Source organism: Flavobacterium jejuense (assembly GCF_006491595.2).
GTDB lineage: Bacteria > Bacteroidota > Bacteroidia > Flavobacteriales > Flavobacteriaceae > Flavobacterium > Flavobacterium jejuense.
Genome location: NZ_VEVQ02000013.1, coordinates 59,297 through 82,010 on the forward strand (window position 1 = coordinate 59,297; position 22,714 = coordinate 82,010).

The window sequence follows — 22,714 nt, forward strand, 5'->3', positions numbered from 1 at the left end:
AGATGCCTTTCTAACTAATTAGAAAGGCATTTTTTTAAATATTTTTATTAGTATTGATTATTGCTTTTTCGTTTTTATAGTCTATCCATGATTGCCCTTTTATTTTTCTCATAAAATTATCGAAATAGCGCATTATGAATACATTATACACTGCTTTGACTAAGTGTAAAGGTTTGCTTGGTAATGCTCTTAAACTCATTGAAAAACCAGCTGTCGTGTATTTCATAAAGTGCCAATATCCTTCTGGCATGTATAACATTTCTCCATGATTTAAATTACAAATGTATCCTTTAGCATTTTTTAATGCGGGAAATTTCTCAAAATCTGGATTTTCAAAGTCAATATCTTCTCTTGAAATTAGTGAATGTGGAATTTTATACAAATATGGAGTTGCTTCTTGAGAAAATAATATACATTGTTTTTTTCCATGAAAATGAAAATGCAAAATATTTGAATAATCAATATCAAAATGCATGAATACTTTTGAATTTTCTCCACCAAAAAAAAGCATTGGTAATTGTTTAACTAATCGTAATCCAATATTGGGCCATTTAAAGTCGTTTTGAAGAGAAGGAACTTCTTTCATTAGATTGTACAAGAAAATACGATAATTAGTAGGTTTAGATTCTAATAAATCGATGTAATCTTTCATTTTCATCTTTGCATGAGCTTCATTGAAACCGTCTTTATAAGAAACAGGTCTGTCATCATATAATGGAACAGTTTTATCACCTGCAATAGATTTTATGTATTCTAAATTCCATTTATTGTATGCGGGCCAGTCAGTAGTTAATTGTTGTATAACTACTGGTTTTTGTTTTTTTACATAATTGACGTAAAAATCTTCTTTGGATATGGTTTCTATACGGTCAATTTCAGTTAGATGTAATGATGAAGACATAAAAAAAGCTCTAAGTTACCTTAGAGCAAATTTATTTAATTGTTATCAAAAATTTAAAAAATTAAGAAAACTTTATTTTCCTTTTTGAGAAGCTTCAAGATTTCTGTCAATGGTATGACCTGGTCTTGACCATTTTGGTTTTTCTCCAAGTGTTTGGTATTCAGAATCTTCGGATTCAACTGTTTCAGGTTGCATTTTTTTGATAAATGGTTTTTGAGGTTCAAGTCCTAATAATTGAAACATTTTCATATCTTCATTAACATCAGGGTTAGGAGTTGTTAGTAATTTATCACCTGCAAAAATTGAATTTGCACCTGCAAAGAAACACATTGCTTGTCCTTCTCTACTCATTTGTGTTCTTCCAGCAGAAAGGCGAACTTGAGTTTCTGGCATTACAATTCTTGTAGTGGCTACCATTCGTATCATGTCCCAAATTTCAATTGGTTTTTCATTTTCTAAAGGAGTTCCTTCAACGGCTACCAATGCATTAATGGGTACTGATTCTGGTTGTGGATTTAAAGAAGCTAAAGCTACAAGCATTCCAGCTCTATCTTCCACACTTTCTCCCATTCCTATTATTCCACCACTACAAACGGTTACATTGGTTTTTCTAACATTGTCTATAGTTTGTAAACGATCTTCGTAACCACGTGTAGAAATTACTTCTTTGTAGTATTCTTCAGAGGAATCTAAATTGTGATTGTAGGCATAAAGGCCTGCTTCTGCTAAACGTTTTGCTTGATTTTCAGTAATCATACCTAAAGTACAACAAACTTCCATATCTAGTTTGTTGATAGTCCTTACCATTTCTAATACTTGGTCAAACTCAGGACCGTCTTTTACATTTCTCCAAGCTGCTCCCATACAAACTCTAGATGAGCCTGATGATTTTGCTCTCAAGGCTTGTGCTTTTACTTGGGAAACACTCATTAAATCATTTCCTTCAATATTAGTGTGATAACGTGCTGCTTGTGGGCAATAGCCACAATCTTCAGGACAACCACCTGTTTTAATAGATAGAAGCGTTGAAACCTGCACAACATTAGGATTGTGAAATTCTCTATGAGCTGTTGCTGCTTCAAATAATAAATCCATTAAAGGTTTATTATAAAGCTCAATTATTTCTTGTTTGGTCCAATTATATCTAATCGTATTCATTAAAATTCTTTTAGTTTTCAAAAGTAGGGAATTACTTTTGAACATTAAAAAAATTATGAAATCAATTAGTATTTAGAATTGGCAACTATATCTTTCCAATATTGCATTAAAACAAAAGAACCAATTAAGCTTGAAGCAATTCCTTCAAAAAATAAAACACTACAATATTTAATAATATTGGTTTTTCCAACAAAGAAAAAAGTGTCTGAAAGTTTGGTTAAATAAGATTCGCCACCTTTTATGTATACAAAAATAATAAGACCTATTATTCCGAGAACTACACCAATAATTCCTGTTTTAAATCCAGAGATTAAATTTTCTAAATAATCTGAATTACTATGATTAAAATTATATTGAATAGTTTTGTTAATTCCATAAAGAACTATAAAAGCATTCAAAATTCTTAAATAATTTTTATCTGCTAATCCTAATATATCCATTAAGAGAAAGAAAATTCCTATTCCTAAAAAAATGAGGAGTCCATTTTTAATTTCAATTGAGTTTTTCATAATTTGTTGATTTTTGTTACACATAAAGGTAGTGAAAAAATCATAATCAATTGGTAATCAAAATATAAAAAATTATTAATTGTTTAATAATATCCATTCGTTATGAAAAAAATAATTCCATTTTGCTTTTGCCATATCGTATTTTGGATCAATTAATGTTTGATATGGTTTTCTATTAATTGAATTTGAACAATTAACATAAATAGAGATGTCTTTGTCTTTGTTTTCTTCTTTTATTTTTTGACAATACTGCCAAATAAAATCTGGTTTAGTAGGAAGTTGTCTGGCTTGTTTAGAAGTTAGATTTTTTGAATAATCATAAACAGTGCTTTCTTTTGTTGTATTGTCAATCATTTCAAATGAAATATAACCACTTCGTTCTCTTAACATCATTCTCCAACTTAACCGATGACCTTCTTCAGTCCATAAAACATCTCCTTCAATAAAATAGTGTCTCAAAGGTAGAACTAATTGAATGTATAAAAAAGGTATAAATAAGAAATATAAAATTCTTTTTTGATTGAAATTTAAATTTGGATAAGTAGATTTTAATACCTTATTTCTAAAAAATATTTTCCTAATTTTTTCTGAATCATAAAAAAACAAAGCAAAACTTAATGCAAAAAAAGGGAAAATACCTATTTGTAATACTATAGCATTAAATAAATGAAATAGCAATGAAGTTAATAATGCTAAAGTTCTAGTTTTTCTATAAAGTAATAATGGTATGATTAGTAAATCATATATGATTCCAGCGTAAGCAATGAATAAATAAAACCATTTTTGAGAAAACACATCCAAAAAAAAAGGGATAGCTGTAGTATTATGTAATAGATTTTTTGTAAAAGTTCCATCTAACCAATCTGGATAAAACTTAGCAATTGAAGCATAAAAATAAACAATTGCAATTTGAATAATAAAAATAAGATTCATCCAATATGGTATCTCAACGGTTTCTTTGGTGTATCCTAATTTAACATCTAATGATTTATAACGGTTTGCAGGTAAAAAAATCATCATAAAACTGATTATCATTAATAAGTAATAATGATTGTTGTAAGAACTTTTTTGCATGAGATAAGTACCTGTCCAAAGAAGACAAAATAGAAACATTGAAGTGGTATATCTTAATCCTATCATTATTAAGATTCCTAAAATTCCCATTGTAGCAAAGTAGTAATACATTCCGTTTCCTGATAATGGTTGGATCCATTCAAACCCAATAAAAGAAAATGTAAATTGTGGAGCGATAAGAACGTCTTTTGTCCAGCCTGAAATGATTGCACCAAAACTTTCACATGCGATTAGAAATCCAAAAAAAATTCTAAAAACAACTAGAGGAGCAATATCTGTATTTTTAAACAGAAAACTTTTCATTGAAGGGTTTTTATTCTTGCAAGAGAAAAAATTTTATCTTTTTCAAGTTGTTTTTTTAATTCATATAAAGAAGCGAATTTTTCTTCATTCCGAATTCGTTCTATAAAACAAATTCTAATATTTGTATTATAAATAGATTGGCTAAAGTTGAAAATATGAACTTCAATATTTTGATCACCCTCAGAAATAGTGGGATTGTTACCAATATTCATCATGCCAAAATGAGTAGATGTGTCGATTTCAACAGAAACAATATAAACCCCATTTTGAGGAATTAGTTTATATTCTTCATCGACTTTTATGTTTGCAGTTGGGAAATTTATGGTACGACCTATTTTTTTGCCTTCAATAACTAAGCCAGATAATGTGTATTTGTAGCCTAAATATGTATTTGCAGTTTCAATATCTCCATCTAAGAGTGCATTTCTAATTTTGGTTGAACTAATCGCGATTTCATCTATCTCTTTTGCTGTGATTTGTTCTACTTCAAAGTTGTATTTTGTTCCAAACTCAATTAAATCATCAATGGTTGCTGTCCTATTTCTTCCAAAGCGATGGTCATAACCAATTATAATTGAGCAGATGTTTAATTGATTTACTAAAACATTTTTAACAAAATCCTCAGCAGTTAGTCTTGAGAATTCTAAATCAAAAGGATGAATAATTAAATGATCTAATTCAAATTGAGATATAAGTTGTTTCTTTTCTTCAATGGTATTTAAAAGTTTAATGTTTAAGTCTTGTTGTAATACCATTCTGGGGTGAGGAAAAAAAGTTAGTAAAACACTTTCTGCATTTTTTTCTTTAGCAAGATTATGTAATTTTTGTAGGACTTTTTTATGTCCAATATGTACTCCGTCAAAAGTTCCTATCGTTACAATAGTTTTCTTTGTTGTAGTAAATGAAGAAATTGAATTAAAAATGTTCAATGTGAAAATATTTCTAGCAAAAATAAGTATTTTAAATTCAGTTAAAAAAAGAGGAATGATAAATTTTTCTGTTGTTAACTATTTTTTATAGAATAGATGTAAAACAACAAATTTTAAAAGCATTTCATGATCTTATTATTAATACTTTTTTAGGATTTGAATGCGGAAATCAAACTTATTTTGAAATTATAATATTAATACATGCTAATTAAAGTTTCTCTTTATTAAAGGTTATAATTGTGCTTATTTTGAAAATATTAACAAAATAAATTTTAATTGCAACTATAGTTGTGTTTTTAAATGAATAAAATTATTTTTTTGCTATTTTTGTTGAATAATCATAACAATCTATATAAAATGAAAAGAATACTACTAATCTTTGCTTTCTACTTGTTTGCTTCAAATACTTCTATGTGTCAAACAAATGGAGTTTGGTCGAAGGTAAAAAATGAAAATTTCAAAAAAAATAAAGCTGTAGAAAGACAGTCGTTTCCTATGTCTTATAAATTGATGCAGCTAAATATAGATGCTTTGAGGCAAACTTTAAGTAATGCTCCAGATCGTTTTTCTAAGAATTCAAATGGTGTTGTTATTTCTTTGCCTAATTCAGAAGGGGTTTTAGAGCAATTTGAAATGTTTGAAGCATCAAATTTTGAACCTAGTTTACAAGCACAATTTCCAGAGATTAGATCATATGCTGGAAACGGAATTGAAGATAAACATGCGACTTTGAGAATGAGTATTGATCCTAAAGGAATTCAAACAATGGTATTTAGAGCTGATAAGGAAACTGAATTTATGGAACCATATTCTGAAGATGGTAAGATTTATGCAGTTTATAAGTCATCTAGAGTAAAAGGGAAGCTGCCGTTTACTTGTTCTACAAGTGATCAAAATTTAACTAAAGACTTGTCTAGTAATGATTTATATTCTCGTTCAAGTGCTGGAACTTTGCTTACTTTTAGATTAGCATTGTCATGTACGGCTGAATATGCAAATTATTTTGGAGCAACAAGTGCTGCTAATGTAGGTTTAGTAAATGCAGCGTATAATGCTACAATGACTAGAGTGAACGGGGTTTTTGAAAAAGATTTTGCAATTCATATGAATATTATCGGTAATAATAATAACGTTATTTATTATGATGCTAGTTCAGATCCTTATTCTCCAGCAAGTCAGGGACAAAATAGTCACCCTGTTTATAATTACAATAAAAATTGGAATATTGAATTGCAAAATACATTAACGTCTGTTATAGGTAATTCAAATTATGATGTTGGACATTTATTTGGAGCAACAGGTGGTGGTGGAAACGCTGGATGTATTGGTTGTGTTTGTGAAGCAACAACAACTGGCACATATAATATTCAGGGGCAACTTTACAATTATCAGCAGGGTAAAGGAAGTGGTTACACTTCTCCAAGCGATGGAATTCCTTCGGGAGATAATTTTGATATAGATTTTGTGGCTCATGAAATGGGACATCAATTTGGGGCAAATCATACTTTTTCACATAGTAATGAAGGATCAGGTGTTAATGTGGAGCCAGGTTCTGGTTCTACTATTATGGGTTACGCAGGGATTACACCTCAAGATGTTCAGCAACATTCTGATGATTACTTTCATGCAGCTAGTATTGCTCAGGTACAAGTAAATATGACAGGTAAAACGTGTCCAACATCTACAAGTATAACTCATGGGGCACCAATAGTTACTACAGGTGGAAATGTCATTATCCCAAAAAGCACTCCTTTTATGTTAATAGGGTCAGCAACTGATAATGGTGGTACTGCGTCATTGACGTATTGTTGGGAACAAATGGATAATGCAAGTGCAGCTCAACAAGATGCAAATAGTGCAGCTTCAATAACAAAAGCTTCGGGGCCTAATTTTAGGTCATACCCTCCTTCTGTTTCACCTACAAGATATTTTCCTAGGTTAAGCTCTGTTTTTAGTGGTTCAGCTACAACTTCAGGTTCGGCAATTAATGTTGAGGCTTTAAGCTCTGTTGCGAGAACTTTAAATTTTAGACTAACGGCAAGAGATAATGTGGCAGGTCAAGGTCAAACAGGTTTTGGAAATAAAGCTGTAATTGTGGACGCTACTAGAGGTCCTTTAACAGTTACTTCTCAAAGTACTGCTGGGATTGCTTATCCGTTAGGTTCTATTCAGACAGTAACTTGGGCTGTAAATAATACTGATGCTAGTGCGGGAGGTGCAAATGTAGATATTTTATTGACTTCGGATGGAGGTGCGACATGGTCAACTTTATTGGCTAATACAGCTAATGATGGTTCTGAAACAGTTACTATGCCATCAAACAATTTACAATATTGTAGATTAATGGTAAAAGCTAGTAATAGTATATTTTTTAATGTGAATTCAAAAGATTTTGCTGTTGGAGATTACACTTATCAAACGCAAAATGTTTGTCAAGATTATCCTTTCAATTTAAATACTTCAATAACTGAAAGTACCGGAGGTTATCCAGGGTATAATTTACCGATTTCAGATTCATTTACAATTACAGATATCAATTTTTATGCTGATATTACGCATGCAAATATTGGACAAGTAAATATTCTTTTAGCACAACCTTGGGAAGATATTTCTGGTGGATTGAGCACAGCTTTGTGGTATAATACTGGTTGTGTGGCGGCAGATTTGGATAAATGGTTTGATACTTCTGGTGTTTCTGTAGTTTGTAGTCAAACTACAAGTGGAAGTGATTTTAAGCCGTATTCTTCTGCAAATGTTAATGCAGGAATTGGTCAGAATAGTGCTGGTAATTGGGGTGTTTATTTTAAAGATGGAGTAGTTGATGGAGTTGTTGGGACTTTTAATACTTTTACAATTCAATTATGTCATGCTGAATTAGTTCCAGTTTTGTCTTCCGATTCATTTAATATAATTGACGATTTGGTTTTATATCCTAATCCAAATAATGGATCATTTAATATCAGGTTTACATCAAATACAGCTAGTAAAATAAAAGTAGTTGTAAATGATATAAGAGGTAGACAGGTTTTTAATAAAAATTATGAGAACTCAGGATTATTTGATCAAAATCTTCAGTTAAATAATGTTCAATCTGGAATTTATTTGGTAACAGTTGAAGATGGTTTAAGAAAAGAAGTCAAAAAGATAATTGTTGAATAATATATTTAATTACTTTACATGTGAAAAAGGAACGTTATTAACGTTCCTTTTTTTATTATATAATTGTATTTTTATGATTATATTTGTGTTATGTAAAACAAATATTATCATAAATTATGAAAAAATTATTACTAATAACAATTTGTTCCTTTTTTGCAAATTTGTGTTTTTCGCAGAAAGATGTCTTGTGGCAGAAAATATCTCATGAGAATGTTAAAAAGAACAAATACGTAGAAAGGGAATCTTTTCCTGAATCATTTGAATTGATGACTTTAGAACTAGCTGTTTTAAAAAAATCTTTAAAAAACGCATCTGATCGTTTTTCAGATAATCCGAAAGGAATAATAATTGAACTACCTAACGCGGAAGGGAATTTAGAGCAATTTGAAATTTATGAAGCATCAAATTTTGATTCTGACTTACAAAACCAATTTCCTGAGATTCGTTCTTATGCTGGAAATGGAATAGATGATAAGCATGCTCGATTAAGAATGAGTATAGATCCAAGAGGATTAAATGCTATGATTTCTAGAGCTGATAAAGGAACTGAATTTATTGAGCCTTATTCTAATGACGGAAAAGTACATGCTATTTATACATCGTCCAGAGTTAAAGGAAAATTACCATTTACATGTTCAACAGTTGATGATTTATTGGTTAATGATTTAACGAATAGAGCAAGTTCAGTTTCAAGATCAAGTACTGGACAACTATTAAATTTTAGATTAGCAATGTCGGTAACTCCTGAATATACTTCTTATTATGGCGGGACAAAAGCACTAGCATTAGCTGCAATAAATGTAACATTAACTCGTGTAAACGGAGTGTTTGAAACAGATTTTGCTATTCATATGAATTTAGTTAATAATCTAACAATTATTTATGACGGTTCTGTAGCTGATCCATATGGAGCTACAGATGCAAATTATAATTCTGAGTTGCAGTCAACATTGACTTCAGTTGTTGGAGAGGCTAATTATGATGTTGGTCATTTGATGGGAAGAGTTGGAAATAATGGTAATGCAGGGTGTATAGGATGTGTTTGTGTAAATGGACAAAAAGGTAGTGGTTATACAACGAGTACAGCTCCAGTAGGGGATAATTTTGATATTGATTTTGTGGCTCATGAGATTGGTCATCAATTCGGGGCAAATCACACTTTTACACATGGAAATGAAGGCTCTGGAGTGAATATGGAAGTGGGTTCAGGAGTGACTATTATGGGGTATGCGGGTATTACTCCTTATGATACTCATTTGCATTCAGTTGATGTTTTTCATGCTGCTAGTATTGCTCAAGTTCAAGCAAACATGGCAAACAAATCTTGTCAAACAACTTCTGCAATTATTCATTCAGCACCAGTTGTTGATGCTGGAGCAAACTATACAATACCAAGAAGTACTCCTTTTGTATTAACTGGCTCGGCAACAGACGCTGGTGGAGCTTCTGGTTTAACTTATACATGGGAACAATTTGATAACGCTACAGGTAATACAGGAGCAGCAAGTGCAGCCTCAGCAACTAAAACATCTGGACCTAATTGGGTTTGTTATTCAGATACTTCAGTTCCGGTAAGACATTTTCCAATTATAAATTCTACAATAGCAAATAGTCAAACTACAAATGGATTAGATGTTGTCTCTGAAGCTTTAAGTTCAGTATCTAGAACATTGAATTTTAGATTAACTGCAAGAGATAATGTTGCTGGTCAAGGTCAAACAGGATTTGATGATACTGTAATAACTGTAAATAGTGCCGCAGGCCCTTTTGTTGTTAGTTCTCCAAATACTGCAGTTTCATGGGTTGCAGGTTCAAATCAAACGGTTACGTGGAATGTTGCAGGAACAACAGCAAATGGTATAGATACACCTTTTGTTGATATATACCTTTCTAGTGATGGAGGATTTACTTATCCAATTTTACTTGCTAGTAAAGTACCTAATGATGGGTCAGAGATTATTACAGTTCCTAACAGTGTAGGGACTAGTAATAGAATTATGGTAAAAGGGAATAACCATATTTTTTATGATATCTCTAATGTTAATTTTTCTATAACAGCACCGCCTTCTAGTTTCTCAGTTGCTTTTTCAGGAGTAGAAGGAACACAAAATAAATCTTTCTGTACTACAAATACAGTAGATTTCACGATAAATTATTCTGCTTTAGGAGGATTTAGCTCTGCTACCTCTTTCGCTGTTACGGGTAATCCTTCAGGTTCAACCGTGAATTTTAATCCTAATCCAATTAGTACAACTGGTACTGTTGTTTTAACTTTAGGTAATTTAACTTCTGTTGCAAGTGGAGATTATCAAATATTAGTTAATGCAACTTCTGGTGGAGTTACTAAAACAGTCCCTTTTTATTTGTCTATTGGTGTTAGTCCAGTGGTATTGAATTCACCAGCTGATAATGCAATTGCACAAAATATTTCTTTGAATTTAATATGGAATCCTAGTCCTGTTGCAACATCTTATGATGTTCAAGTAGCTACAGATAATGCTTTTACAAATATTATAAGCTCTGGAAATTCAATTACAAACTCATATAGTCTTTCAGGATTAAATGAAGGAACAGATTATTATTGGAGAGTATTACCTAAGAACTCAACTTGTACAGGAGTTTATGGTAATCAATTTAAGTTTACGACAGGTATTATTTCTTGTGCAACTACTTCGTCTCCAAATGTTCCATTAACAATACCTGCTTCTATTTCTCAAGTATTCGTAGGAACTTCTACTTTAAATATTCCTTCTGGTGCAACAATTGCAGATGTTAATGTAACAATGAATATCACACATACTTGGATAAATGATTTAACAGCAACATTAACGAGTCCATCTGGAACTGTGGTGCAATTATTTTCTAGAGAGTGTAATCCAAACGCAAGTGTAAATAACATAGTGGCTACATTTGATGATTCAGGCTCTACTTTGGTGTGTGGTAATAATCCAGGAATATCAGGCAATGTAGTGCCAGATGAATTATTAGCTGCATTTAATAATGAGAACTCTACAGGTACTTGGACTTTAACAATTAAAGATGAGTTTAATCAGGATGGTGGAGCTTTAAATAGTTGGAGTTTAAATATTTGTTCGGCTCAGCCATTAGCTAACGAAGATTTTAATTTTGAGAATTTTGCATTATATCCTAATCCTAATAATGGTAGCTTTACAGTTAAATTTTTATCAAAGTCTTCAAATGATATAGATATTAATATTTATGATGTTAGTGGGAGAGAGGTTTATAAAAAATCATTTTCTAATAATGGAAACTTTAATCAAAATATAACTTTAAATAATGTTCAATCAGGAATTTATTTGGTTTCAATAATTGATGGAGCTAATAAAACAATGAAGAAAATAGTTATTGAATAATTTTTTAATACTTGAAATTTTTAAAAAGGAGCATTTTTTAATGCTCCTTTTTTGTTTTTTTGATATAATTTCTTGTTTGTTAATAAAGTGTGATATTTTTTGCTTTTTATTAATATATTTGCTTTTATTATAAACAAAAACAACAAAACATGAAAAAATTATTACTAAAAACTTTTTTGCTGTTGCTTTTTTGCAATGGATACGCTCAAAATAAGTTATGGGAGCATATACCTAATAAACGGTTAAATACTTTGAAAAAAATGGAGAGAGCTTCAATGCCTTTGGAGTATCAGCTTTTTTCTCTAGATCTTCAATTGTTAAAAACTAAATTGATAGAAGCTCCTAATGATTTAAGTGAGCAGTCTTCTAATATCATTATAGCATTTCCAAATGATAAAGGAGAGATGTTAAACTTTAAGGTTTATGATTCTCCAGTTATGGAAGAAGGACTGGCTGTGAAATTTCCTGATATTAAAACCTATTTAGCAAAAGGAATTGATGATCCAACAGCAACAATGCGATTTAGTATTACTCAATTTGGATTACATGCTATGATATTGTCTGGAACAACTGGCACTACTTATATTGATACTTATACTGAAGATTTGAAAAATTATATTGTTTACAATAGGGTTAATTTATTAAGAACTAAAGGTTTTGAATGTAGCTTTGATGAATTAGATCATGAGGTTTTTAAGCCACTTATTAATGAGGGCAATGCTTTGTCAAGAGCAAGTGATGGTAATTTTAGAATATATAGACTTGCTATGGCATGTACTGGTGAGTATGCTGCTTTTCATGGAGGAACTGTAGCAGCAGCTCAAGCGGCAATTGTTGTAACTGTAAATAGAGTTAACTCTATCTATGAAAGAGACTTCTCTGCAAGATTAAGTTTAGTGGCAAATAATAATTTGTTAATTTATACTAATGGAAGTACTGATCCGTACACTAATGATAGTGGAGGAGCCATGTTAGGAGAAAACCAAACTAATGTGACTGCTATAATTGGCTCAGCAAATTATGATATAGGACATGTTGTGAGTACTAATGGAGGAGGAGTGGCTGGTTTAGGGGTTGTGTGTAATAGTTCACAAAAAGGAAGAGGTGTTACGGGTACTAATTCTCCGGTAGGTGACCCTTTTGATATAGATTATGTGGCTCATGAAGTTGGGCATCAATTTGGTTGTAATCATACATTTAATAATTCTTGTGGAGGTAATAGAAATTCTTCTACTGCTGTTGAACCAGGTAGTGGGAGTACAATAATGGCATATGCAGGAATATGCGCACCAAATGTTCAAAATAATTCAGATGCACATTTTAGCTTTATTAGTATAGCTGAAGCAAATACTAGGACGCTATTGGGAACATCGTGTGCTAATGTAACAGCAAATGGAAATTCAGCACCGTTAGTTAACGCTGGGCCAGATTATGTGATTCCTAGAGGAACAGCATTTATTCTAAAAGGAGGAGCTACTGATGTAAATGGTGATGCTTTAACCTACTGTTGGGAACAAACGGATTCTGAAATATCTACTCAATCACCATTGCAAACATCAACTTCAGGGCCGAATTTTAGATCAAGATTGCCTGTAGCGTCTCCTGATAGATATATGCCTAGAATTCAGGATGTCATTAATAATAATTTGGCACCAACTTGGGAGGTAGTTCCAAATGTAGCTAGAACGATGAATTTTGCATTAACAGTTAGAGATAACAGAGCTCCAAATGGTGGGCAAACAGGGATAGATAACACTGTAATTACCACTTCTACTGCGGGTCCTTTCTTGGTCAATTCTCCAAATACTGCAGTTTCATGGGTTGCGGGTACTAATCAAACGGTAACTTGGACAGTTGCAGGAACAGATTCAAATGGTATAAATGCATCCTATGTTGATATTTTACTTTCTACTGATGGAGGATTTACTTATCCTATATTGTTAGCTAGTAAAGTACCCAATGATGGTTCTGAGATTGTTACAGCTCCAAATAATCTTGGTTCTCAAAATAGAATTATGGTAAGAGGTTATAATCATATTTTTTATGATATATCTAATACTAATTTTTCTATAACTGCTGCTCCCTCATCTTTTTCAGTTGCTTTTTCAGGAGTGGAGGGAACACAAAACACAGCCTTTTGTTCAGGAGGTACTGTTGACTTTACAATAAATTATACTGCTTTAGGAGGATTTAGTTCAAGTACTTCTTTTACTGCTACAGGTAATCCTTCTGGGTCAACTGTAAGTTTTAATCCTAATCCTATTAGTACCACAGGAACGGTTACTTTAACTTTAGGGAATTTAGCTTCTGTTGCTGGTGGAGATTATCAAATATTAGTTAATGCTACTTCTGGTGCTGTTACTAAAACAGTTCCTTTTTATCTATCTATTGGTATTAGTCCTGTAATTTTGACTGTTCCTGTTAATAATGCAACGGCACAGAATACTTCTTTAAATTTAACTTGGAATCCTAACCCTAATGCTACATCTTATGATGTACAAGTTGCTACAGATAATACTTTTACAAACATCGCAAGTTCTGGAAACGTAACTTCAAGTTCATATAGTGTTTCTGGATTAAGCCAAGGAACAGATTATTTTTGGAGAGTGTTGCCTAAAAATGCTACTTGTACTGGTGTTTATGGAAGCGCATATAAATTTACAACAGGAACAATTTCATGTGCAAGTACATCCTCAACAAATGTTCCAGTTGCTATTTCAGCATCTGGAACACCAACTATAACTTCCTCATTGACAATTCCATCAGGAGGCTCTATAGCAGATGTGAATGTTACTATGAATATTACACATTCTTGGATTAATGATTTAACAGCTACATTAACAAGTCCTTCAGGAACTATTGTGCAGTTGTTCTCTAATGAATGTAATCCAAATGCAAGTATTAATAATATAGTAGCTACTTTTGATGATTCAGGTACAGCTCTAGTTTGTGGGAATAATCCAGGGATATCTGGAACCGTATTACCTGAACAGGTATTATCGGTATTTAATGGTGAAAACTCAACTGGAGCTTGGGTTTTAACTGTCTCAGACGCATTTAATCAAGATGGAGGTGCTCTAAATAGTTGGAGTTTGAATATTTGTACTGTGCAACCATTAGCTAATGGAGAATTTGATTTTGAAGATTTTGCTTTGTATCCAAACCCTAATAAAGGAAGTTTTACTGTGAAATTTTCATCTAAGTCTATTAATGATATAGAAGTAAATATCTACGATATTAGTGGAAGAGAAGTCTATAAAAAATCTTATTCTAATACGGGTAATTTTAATCAAAATATAAAATTAGATAGTGTTCAATCTGGAGTGTATTTGGTTGCAATAATTGATGGGTCTAAAAAAACGATGGCTAAAATAGTTATTGAATAATTCTCATATAAAGAAATTTGAAAATCCTCTATTTTTTAAAATAGAGGATTTTTTTATTGAAATGATGCTTCAATTGTGTTAATTATTTGAGGTACTTCAGAAATTGTAAAGTTTAATATTAAATTGTATTTTTCATTTCTTTTAATTAAAATCAGATCCCCATTATCTATCAAGAAATAACCAGCTTGACCCTTGCAATAACAATGTCTGCCAAAGATTATTTTTATATTTTGTAATTCAGAATTTGATAATTCTAGATTAGAATTAGAATTGCTTATTTGAAAAATAACTTCTTCTGTATAGTTAATATCTTCAGCTCCTTTTTCTTTGTTTTTTGTGTAAGTATATTTAATGATAGAATGATCTTTATTCTCTGTTGTTTGATAATAAATACTATTTATGTCGTCTTTTTTTATAAGTAAGCTTCTGTTTTTAAGCAACTCTATTTTGCATATTCCATCTTCTGGACAGGAAAGAGATGATTTATCTAAAATAGTTGTTTTTTGATCCGTTTTTTTTGATTTATCATTTACTGATTTACAAGAAATTAATAAAGCTAACGCTGCTGCCGTTGTTATTGTTTTCATGTTGTAAATTGTGTTGGTTTTAATAAAAATAATCAAAAAAAACTAAATTATTTGCCGTTAAATAGGTTCATAGTATTGTTTAATCCTGCTAAAGCAAAAGATTTAACGATTTCAGAAGAAATTTCAAGTCTTTCTTTTAGGTTTTCCTTTTCTTCTTCAGACCATTCACCTAATACATAATTCACTTGCTGTCCTTTTTTGAAAGCGTCACTAATACCAAATCGAAATCTAGGATATTCAGTAGTGTCTAATAGGAGTTGGATGTTTTTTAATCCATTATGACCTCCGTCACTACCTTTGCTTTTAATTCGAATAGTGCCAAAGGATAAATTTAGATCATCTGTTATTATAAGTATATTTTCTTTAGGAATGTTTTCTTTTTCCATCCAATACTTAACGGCTTTCCCGCTCAAATTCATATAAGTGTTAGGTTTTAATAATAATAAAGTACGTCCTTTTATTTTGAATTCGGTTATTTCTCCAAGTTTTACCGTTTGGAAAGAACAGTTTTCTTGATTTGAGATATAATCTAGAATTTTAAAACCAATATTATGTCTAGTATTTACATATTCGGAACCAATATTTCCTAAGCCTACGATTAAGAATTTCTTCATTGAGTCTACTTTGTTTTCTTTTTTGTTTGTGAATAAACCTTTGAGCCATTTCATATTGCAAAAATAGTTTGTTTTTATTGGTTTGCCAATACTAAAATGTAAGATAGGCTAACCCTGATAGGAATAGTAGCTTTTTGCTTTGTAAAAAATAATGGATGGCAGGAATTATGAAGGTATAAGTGAGGTGTTATTTGTTATAAAATAAAAAAAGCACCAGTAAAACTGATGCTTTTGTATAGAGTAGCAATCTGAAATTATTTTTTCTTTGCTGGTGCTTTTGCGGCTTTTGCAGCTTCTTGAGCAGCTTTCATTGCAGCACGAGAAATTCTTACTTGGCAAACAACGGTATTGTCTGGGTGCATTAATTTAAAATTGTTAGTTGTTAATTTTGTAACATACAATTTGTTACCCATTTCAAGAGGAGAGATATCAGCTTCTACAAAGTCAGGTAAGTTTTTAGGTAATGCTTTTACTTTTAAACGACGTTGATTTAAACGTAAAACACCACCAGCCATAACTCCTGGAGAGTTTCCAATAACTTTCACTGGAACTTCCATAACGATTTCTTTATCTTCATTTAATTGGAAGAAATCGATATGTAAAATTTTGTCAGAAACTGGATGAAATTGGATATCTTGTAAGATAGCATCTACTTTTTTTCCTTCTAATTCAATGATAACAGTATGAGCGTTTGGAGTGTACACCAAGTCTTTGAATGTTCTTTCATCTGCTGTAAAATGTACTGGCTGATTTCCTCCGTATATAACGCAAGGAACCATTCCAGCATCACGTACGGCTTTAGTTGCCTTTTTGCCTACGTTTTCTCTTTCTGATCCTTTAATCGTAATTGATTTCATTGTTAAAATATATAATTAATAAAAATACGTTACAATATCAATAGTAATTTCAAAAGTCAATTTCAAAATCTTTTATTGATGGATAAGTCTTTATTTTTACATTAAAAACTTACCACTTATTGAGTTGTTGTTTTGTACCATATGCATCACTTCAGCAAATAAATTAGCACAAGAAACTACTCTTATTTTTTTTGATTCTTTCTTTAAAGGGATTGAATCGGTAACAATTAACTCTAATAATTTAGAATTTTCTATTTTTTCATAAGCATCTCCTGATAGTATGGGATGAGTACAGATAGCTCTTACGCTTAAGGCACCTTTTTCCATCATTACATCTGCTGCTTTTGCTAATGTTCCTCCTGTGTCTATCATGTCGTCTACAAGGATTACATTTCTTCCAGTAACATCTCCTATTAGTTCCATAGTGTCTATTACATTTGCTTTTTTTCTTTGTTTGTAACAAACAACTACATCAGATTCTAAAAACTTAGAATATGCATAGGCTCTTTTTGAACCACCCATGTCTGGTGAAGCTATTGTTAAGTTTTCCAAATTTAAACTTTTTACATATGGTAAAAAGATAGTAGAAGCAAACAAATGGTCAACAGGTTTTTCAAAAAATCCTTGAATTTGATCTGCATGTAAATCCATGGTCATAATTCGAGTTGCTCCAGCTGTTTCTAATAATTTAGCAACTAACTTGGCTCCTATTGGAACTCTTGGCTTATCTTTTCTGTCTTGTCTTGCCCATCCAAAATAAGGGATTACTGCTGTAATATGACGCGCAGATGCTCTTTTGGCAGCATCAATCATAAGTAATAATTCCATTAAATTGTCTGAACTAGGAAAAGTAGAACAAACTAGGAAAACTCGTAGCCCTCTGATTGATTCTTCAAAAGAAGGTTGAAACTCTCCGTCACTATATTTTGAGAACGTAATTTTCCCAAGCGAAACCCCATAGCTTTCGGCTATTCTTTCTGCTAGGTACACACTCTGAGAACATGCAAATATTTTTGCTTCAGGCTCGTTGTATGACATCTTAATTTGTTGTTTAGTAGTTGTTTAGTGTTGTGTTGTGTTAACGAGGTGCAAATTTAGAAATAAATTTCGACTCTGAAAGTAAATTTTCAAGTATTTTAGTACTGTTTTTTAAAAAATTAATTACATTTGCACTCTCTAATACAAAATGAGTCTTTTTTGGAATCATTAAATTAGCCTTGGTGGCGGAATTGGTAGACGCGCACGACTCAAACTCGTGTTCTTCGGAGTGTGGGTTCGATTCCCACCCAAGGTACAAAGCTTCAACTTTTAAGTTGGAGCTTTTTTTATTTTAAAATTTCTTTATTTACTCTTCCAGAAGCTATCCAAGAGGAAATTAATCCTAATGGGATTATAGTTCCTATAACTAATAAAATATTTAGAGGCTTAAATGTAACAGGATAAGCTATAGTATTTGTAATCATTAATATGGAAAATTGTTGCTGTATTAGAATAAGAATAGTGCCTAATAAAAGTCCAAATAATAACCCTAGTATGGTTATGATTATGCCTTGAATAAAAAAGATATTTCTAATTTCTTTAAAGGTTAAACCAATATTGTAAAGCGTATTAATGTTTTCTTTCTTGTCTATTATTATCATAACAATAGCTCCAGCTAAGCAGAATAACGTTAAAATTACTATTAACGTACTAAATAAGTAAATAAATAGATTTTCAGAGTTTAGCATTTTGTATAGAGAATCGTTTAACTGTGCTTTAGTTTTAATTTTAACTTTATTTTTAAAAATAGTTTTAAGGTCTTGAATTATTTTTTCTTCAGAGGTTTTTGGGTTTGTTTTAAATTCAATGCTGCTGATTTGGTTCTTTTTAAATTGAAATAATTTTCGAGCAATATCTATATCACAATATACATACTTGCTATCAATGTCTTCGTTAATATTGAAAAGACCAACGGGTTGTAATGTAATTATGTTGAACGCATTTTCGTTACTTTCAATTACTCCCTTTCCTGGTTTTGGTGCATAGACATTTAATGTGTTTTGATAGTCAAATAGACCTAATGATAATTTTCTTGCAATTTCACTTCCTATGATTGTTTGGTGGGAGTTTGGTTCAAGCCAATTTCCTACATATAAATAATCACTTGTTTTGCTTACTTTGGTAAAAGAGCTGTCTACGCCTTTTATTGTAGCTATTTGTTCTTTGTTGTCGTAACGAAATAAGACACGATCTTCAATTATTGTACTATAATGAAGAATTGAAGTGTTTTTTTTTAATTCAAGTATTTCTTTTTCAGACAAAAAAAATGACTTTCCTTGGTTGGCTTCTATTTTAAAATCTGGATCAGAAGAATTGCTGTAACTCAAGGTAAATTCTCTTAAACCACTAAAAATTGATAGAAATACAAATAAGGCCATTGCGCTTGCTACAATTGCTATAGAAGAAATTATTGTTATTGCATTTATTGCAGAGTTTTTACTAAAACTGGCAGCGTATCTTTTTGCTATGTAAAATGAAAAATTCAAGCTTTAAGATTTCTTTCTTTTTTCTAGTAATTCTGGGTTTAAAACTGGGTTTTCATTTCCAGTTAATGCATTGTCAATTTGCTCAATATAGTCTAAGCTGTCATCAATGTAGAAAATAAGGTTAGGTACTTTTCTCAATTGATTTTTCACTCGTTGTGATAAGTCATGTTTGATTAAAGGGGTATTGGTTTTAATTGCGTTTAAAATCTCTCCTGCTTTATCAGTTGGAAAAACACTTAAAAATACTTTAGCAATAGATAAGTCTGAGGTTACGTTTACCTTAGATACCGAAATAACTAAATTACTAATTCCATTTTTTCTTATTTCACCCTGTAATATGTCTACTAAATCATTTTGTAGTAAGGCGCCTATTTTTTTTTGTCTATTCGTTTCCATATTGCAAAAATAAGCAATAAAGTTATAAATTTCGATTCATTTGTTTTTTTGAGCCTAATCTTTTTGTTATTTTGTGTTATCGATTCCTAAGTTTTTGTATTGAATTGCATTAAATTGGGTTTTATGAGTACTAATTTAATCATGTGGAAATAAAAGAATAATATGAATAAAATTGAACATATTGGTATAGCAGTTAAAAATTTAGATGTTTCAAATGGTATTTATGAGAGGCTTTTAGGAGTTTCTTCTTATAAACAAGAAGAGGTTGAAAGTGAAGGTGTAAAGACTTCTTTTTTTCAGTCAGGTCCGAATAAAATAGAGTTGTTGGAAGCAATAAGAGAAGATAGTCCAATTGCAAAATTTATAGAAAAGAGAGGAGAAGGAATACATCATATAGCTTTTGATGTTGAAGACATTGTAGTTGAAATGGAAAGGTTAAGAGGAGAAGGTTTTATTTTGTTAAATGAAAAGCCTAAAAAAGGTGCTGATAATAAGTGGGTTGCTTTTTTGCATCCTAAAGAGACTAATGGGGTTTTGATAGAACTTTGTCAAGATGTGAAATAAAAAGTAAAAAAATGTTGCAACGAAAAAAAAATAGTAGTAATATTGCAACCTCAAAATAGAGCCATTGGTTTTATTTGTTGTGAACAGCATAATTGAAGTTGTCAGCAACTGGTCCTATAGCTCAGTTGGTTAGAGCACCTGACTCATAATCAGGTGGTCCCTGGTTCGAGCCCAGGTGGGACCACAAAATAAAAATAGCCTTTCAAAAGGCTATTTTTGTTTTTATATGTAAAAATATTTTAAAGTTTTTAGGTAAAAAAATTGTTTAATACAGAAATATTTATATTTTCGTAACTAAATAAAATGATTCGCCTCAATTTATTCATAAAATATTAAAGAACAATTTCTTTCAAAATAAGAAAAAGTTTATATTTTTGTAACCTAATGGAAATTATGATGAACAAAAGACTTATTCTTTTATTGGTTTTGCTATCTTTTCAGAGTGTTTTTTCTGATTCGACACCTCCACCACCTCCAACTCCTCCACCAGGATTGCCTATCAATAACGGGGTAGTTTTTATGATTGTTGTAGGGTTGATTTTAGGGTGTTATGCTTTAAGAAAAATAAATCTAAAAAAAGCTTCTAAATAAGCTTCTTTTTAGATTCTTAAATCTTGTATCCTTTTTACGTATTTTCCAATAACATCAAATTCTAAGTTTACAATAGTTCCTACTTTAAGGTTTTTGAAGTTTGTGTTTTCATAAGTGTATGGAATGATGGCTACGCTAAATTCATTTTCTTTTGAATTTACAACTGTTAAGCTTGTTCCATTAATAGTAATGGATCCTTTTTCGATGGTTATGTTTTGTTGGTTCTTGTTGTATTCGAAAGTAAAGTACCAACTTCCCTCTGATTCATTTATATTTTTGCAAATACCAATTTGATCTACATGACCTTGAACAATATGTCCATCTAATCGGTCTCCTAATTTCATTGCTCGTTCAAGATTTATAATGTCATTTTCTTTCCATTTGGAAATGTTTGTTTTTTCAATAGTTTCTTTGATGGCTGTGACGGTGTAAATGTTGTCTTCTATAGCTACAACGGTTAAGCAAATGCCATTGTGAGCAACACTTTGGTCAATTTTAAGTTCGTTTGTTATATTAGAAGCTACTTTTAGGTGTAAGTTCTCCTTTTCTTTACTAATTTCTTTTATGGTTCCTAATGTTTCAATAATACCTGTAAACATAACTGATTTATTTTACTAAATTTGTAGTTCAAAAGTAAGCAATAAATACTAACTAGTTATGGTTAAAAAGGCAGAAAATATAATTGTAGGAATATCTATAGGTGATTTAAATGGAATTGGACCAGAGGTTGTTTTAAAGACATTTGAGGATAATAGAATGTTAGAGCTTTGTACTCCAGTTATTTTTGCAAATGTAAAAATCATGTCTTTTCTCAAAAGGAATCTAAATTTAGACTCAAGTTTGCATGGTATAGATAATTTAGAGCAGATAGTTTTGGGAAAAATTAATGTCTTAAATGTATGGAAAGAGGGGGTTAATTTAGAGTTTGGGAAAAATGATGATGTTGTTGGTAAATATGCAATTAGGTCTTTTGAGGCCGCTACTAAAGCTTTGAAAGATAAGTTTGTGGATGTTTTAGTTACAGCGCCTATTAATAAGTATAATGTACAATCAGATGATTTTAAGTTTCCTGGTCATACGGATTACTTAGGTAAAGAATTGTCTGGTAATGCGTTAATGTTAATGGTACACGGCCAATTGAGGGTAGGTTTGCTTACAGATCATATTCCTGTCAATGAGGTTTCTAATTATTTGACAGAGGAATTATTGGTAAAAAAAGTAGAGACTATTATTGAGTCATTGCAACAAGATTTTGGAATTTCTAAACCGAAAGTAGCTATATTAGGTTTGAATCCTCATAGTGGTGATAATGGTGTAATAGGTGATGAGGAGGAAAAAGTAATTAAACCTACTGTTAAAAAAATGTTTGATGCTGGAAAAATGGTTTTTGGACCTTATGCGTCTGATAGTTTTTTTGGTTCTTTGCAATATGAAAAGTATGATGCTATTTTAGCTATGTATCATGATCAAGGTTTGATACCGTTTAAAACATTGTCTTTTGGTAATGGAGTTAATTACACTGCTGGTTTAAATAGAATTCGTACTTCTCCAGATCATGGAACTGCTTTTGAAATTGCAGGAAAAGGTATAGCGAAATACGATTCTTTTAAAGAAGCGGTTTATTTAGCATTAGATATATATAATAAGAGAAATGAATATCAAGAGCTTACAAAGAAGCCGTTAAAAGTGAAGCAAAATTAGTTGTAAACAAAAAAATGTTTATAACACGTTTGAATTTACAATTATTTTATATCTTTGCAACCCCTTAAAGAAAGGTTAACTGTTGT

At 31.1% G+C, this 22,714-nt stretch carries 18 protein-coding genes and 2 tRNA genes; 8 read left to right on the forward strand and 12 right to left on the reverse strand.

What is annotated here, in order from left to right:
• Positions 1 to 34: 34 nt before the first annotated feature.
• From FIA58_RS16830 to FIA58_RS16850, 5 genes are all read right to left on the reverse strand, one after another.
• Positions 35 to 901, reverse strand: a complete 867-nt coding sequence (locus tag FIA58_RS16830) for a cupin-like domain-containing protein (RefSeq protein WP_140963861.1) — start codon at positions 899 to 901, stop codon at positions 35 to 37.
• A gap of 72 nt (positions 902 to 973) precedes the next feature.
• Positions 974 to 2,059, reverse strand: coding sequence for a biotin synthase BioB (bioB, locus tag FIA58_RS16835; RefSeq protein WP_140963862.1), 1,086 nt, complete (start codon positions 2,057 to 2,059; stop codon positions 974 to 976).
• A gap of 65 nt (positions 2,060 to 2,124) precedes the next feature.
• The gene (locus FIA58_RS16840; protein ID WP_140963863.1) at positions 2,125 to 2,568 is read right to left on the reverse strand and encodes a hypothetical protein; all 444 of its coding nucleotides are present in this window, start codon (positions 2,566 to 2,568) and stop codon (positions 2,125 to 2,127) included.
• Positions 2,569 to 2,643: 75 nt separating this feature from the next.
• Entirely contained in the window at positions 2,644 to 3,945 is a 1,302-nt protein-coding gene (locus FIA58_RS16845; RefSeq protein ID WP_140963864.1) for an HTTM domain-containing protein, read from the reverse strand.
• Positions 3,942 to 4,874, reverse strand: a complete 933-nt coding sequence (locus tag FIA58_RS16850; RefSeq protein WP_140963865.1) for a bifunctional riboflavin kinase/FAD synthetase — start codon at positions 4,872 to 4,874, stop codon at positions 3,942 to 3,944. Before FIA58_RS16850 ends, FIA58_RS16845 begins: the two co-directional genes overlap by 4 nt.
• A 357-nt stretch (positions 4,875 to 5,231) precedes the next feature.
• Here FIA58_RS16850 and FIA58_RS16855 point away from each other — a divergent pair, with 357 nt between their 5' ends.
• From FIA58_RS16855 to FIA58_RS16865, 3 genes are all read left to right on the forward strand, one after another.
• Positions 5,232 to 8,033 (forward strand): zinc-dependent metalloprotease, encoded by a 2,802-nt coding sequence (locus FIA58_RS16855; RefSeq protein WP_140963866.1) that lies wholly within the window; start codon positions 5,232 to 5,234, stop codon positions 8,031 to 8,033.
• A gap of 116 nt (positions 8,034 to 8,149) precedes the next feature.
• Entirely contained in the window at positions 8,150 to 11,407 is a 3,258-nt protein-coding gene (locus tag FIA58_RS16860; RefSeq protein ID WP_140963867.1) for a zinc-dependent metalloprotease, read from the forward strand.
• A gap of 149 nt (positions 11,408 to 11,556) precedes the next feature.
• Complete coding sequence (locus FIA58_RS16865; RefSeq protein WP_140963868.1) at positions 11,557 to 14,793, forward strand: zinc-dependent metalloprotease; 3,237 nt, start codon at positions 11,557 to 11,559, stop codon at positions 14,791 to 14,793.
• Between the two features lie 53 nt (positions 14,794 to 14,846).
• Here the strand turns inward: FIA58_RS16865 and FIA58_RS16870 are convergent, their stop codons facing one another.
• From FIA58_RS16870 to FIA58_RS16885, 4 genes are all read right to left on the reverse strand, one after another.
• Entirely contained in the window at positions 14,847 to 15,380 is a 534-nt protein-coding gene (locus FIA58_RS16870; RefSeq protein ID WP_140963869.1) for a hypothetical protein, read from the reverse strand.
• 47 nt (positions 15,381 to 15,427) lie between these two features.
• Positions 15,428 to 15,994 carry an aminoacyl-tRNA hydrolase gene (gene pth, locus FIA58_RS16875; protein WP_165928940.1) on the reverse strand — a complete coding sequence of 189 codons (567 nt, stop codon included), beginning with the start codon at positions 15,992 to 15,994 and terminating at the stop codon, positions 15,428 to 15,430.
• A gap of 254 nt (positions 15,995 to 16,248) precedes the next feature.
• Positions 16,249 to 16,851 carry a 50S ribosomal protein L25/general stress protein Ctc gene (locus tag FIA58_RS16880; RefSeq protein WP_140963871.1) on the reverse strand — a complete coding sequence of 201 codons (603 nt, stop codon included), beginning with the start codon at positions 16,849 to 16,851 and terminating at the stop codon, positions 16,249 to 16,251.
• Between the two features lie 96 nt (positions 16,852 to 16,947).
• Positions 16,948 to 17,889: a ribose-phosphate pyrophosphokinase gene (locus FIA58_RS16885; protein ID WP_140963872.1), complete on the reverse strand. Its 942-nt coding sequence runs from the start codon at positions 17,887 to 17,889 to the stop codon at positions 16,948 to 16,950.
• Positions 17,890 to 18,065: 176 nt separating this feature from the next.
• Between FIA58_RS16885 and FIA58_RS16890 the strand changes: the two genes are divergently transcribed.
• Positions 18,066 to 18,145, forward strand: a tRNA-Leu gene (locus FIA58_RS16890).
• A 31-nt stretch (positions 18,146 to 18,176) separates the two neighbouring features.
• Here FIA58_RS16890 and FIA58_RS16895 read toward each other — a convergent pair.
• Together FIA58_RS16895 and rbfA are read right to left on the reverse strand one after the other, a co-directional pair.
• A complete protein-coding gene (locus tag FIA58_RS16895) occupies positions 18,177 to 19,376 on the reverse strand; it encodes an ABC transporter permease (protein WP_140963873.1) in 1,200 nt (399 codons plus the stop codon).
• Positions 19,377 to 19,379: 3 nt separating this feature from the next.
• Positions 19,380 to 19,772: a 30S ribosome-binding factor RbfA gene (gene rbfA / locus FIA58_RS16900; RefSeq protein WP_140963874.1), complete on the reverse strand. Its 393-nt coding sequence runs from the start codon at positions 19,770 to 19,772 to the stop codon at positions 19,380 to 19,382.
• Between the two features lie 162 nt (positions 19,773 to 19,934).
• Between rbfA and mce the strand changes: the two genes are divergently transcribed.
• From mce to FIA58_RS16915, 3 genes are all read left to right on the forward strand, one after another.
• Positions 19,935 to 20,336 (forward strand): methylmalonyl-CoA epimerase, encoded by a 402-nt coding sequence (gene mce, locus FIA58_RS16905; protein ID WP_140963875.1) that lies wholly within the window; start codon positions 19,935 to 19,937, stop codon positions 20,334 to 20,336.
• 110 nt (positions 20,337 to 20,446) lie between these two features.
• Positions 20,447 to 20,520, forward strand: a tRNA-Ile gene (locus FIA58_RS16910).
• 209 nt (positions 20,521 to 20,729) lie between these two features.
• Entirely contained in the window at positions 20,730 to 20,927 is a 198-nt protein-coding gene (locus FIA58_RS16915) for a hypothetical protein (protein WP_140963876.1), read from the forward strand.
• Positions 20,928 to 20,935: 8 nt separating this feature from the next.
• Here the strand turns inward: FIA58_RS16915 and FIA58_RS16920 are convergent, their stop codons facing one another.
• The gene (locus tag FIA58_RS16920) at positions 20,936 to 21,526 is read right to left on the reverse strand and encodes a riboflavin synthase (RefSeq protein WP_140963877.1); all 591 of its coding nucleotides are present in this window, start codon (positions 21,524 to 21,526) and stop codon (positions 20,936 to 20,938) included.
• Positions 21,527 to 21,584: 58 nt separating this feature from the next.
• Between FIA58_RS16920 and pdxA the strand changes: the two genes are divergently transcribed.
• Complete coding sequence (gene pdxA, locus FIA58_RS16925) at positions 21,585 to 22,628, forward strand: 4-hydroxythreonine-4-phosphate dehydrogenase PdxA (protein ID WP_140963878.1); 1,044 nt, start codon at positions 21,585 to 21,587, stop codon at positions 22,626 to 22,628.
• Positions 22,629 to 22,714 lie beyond the last annotated feature (86 nt).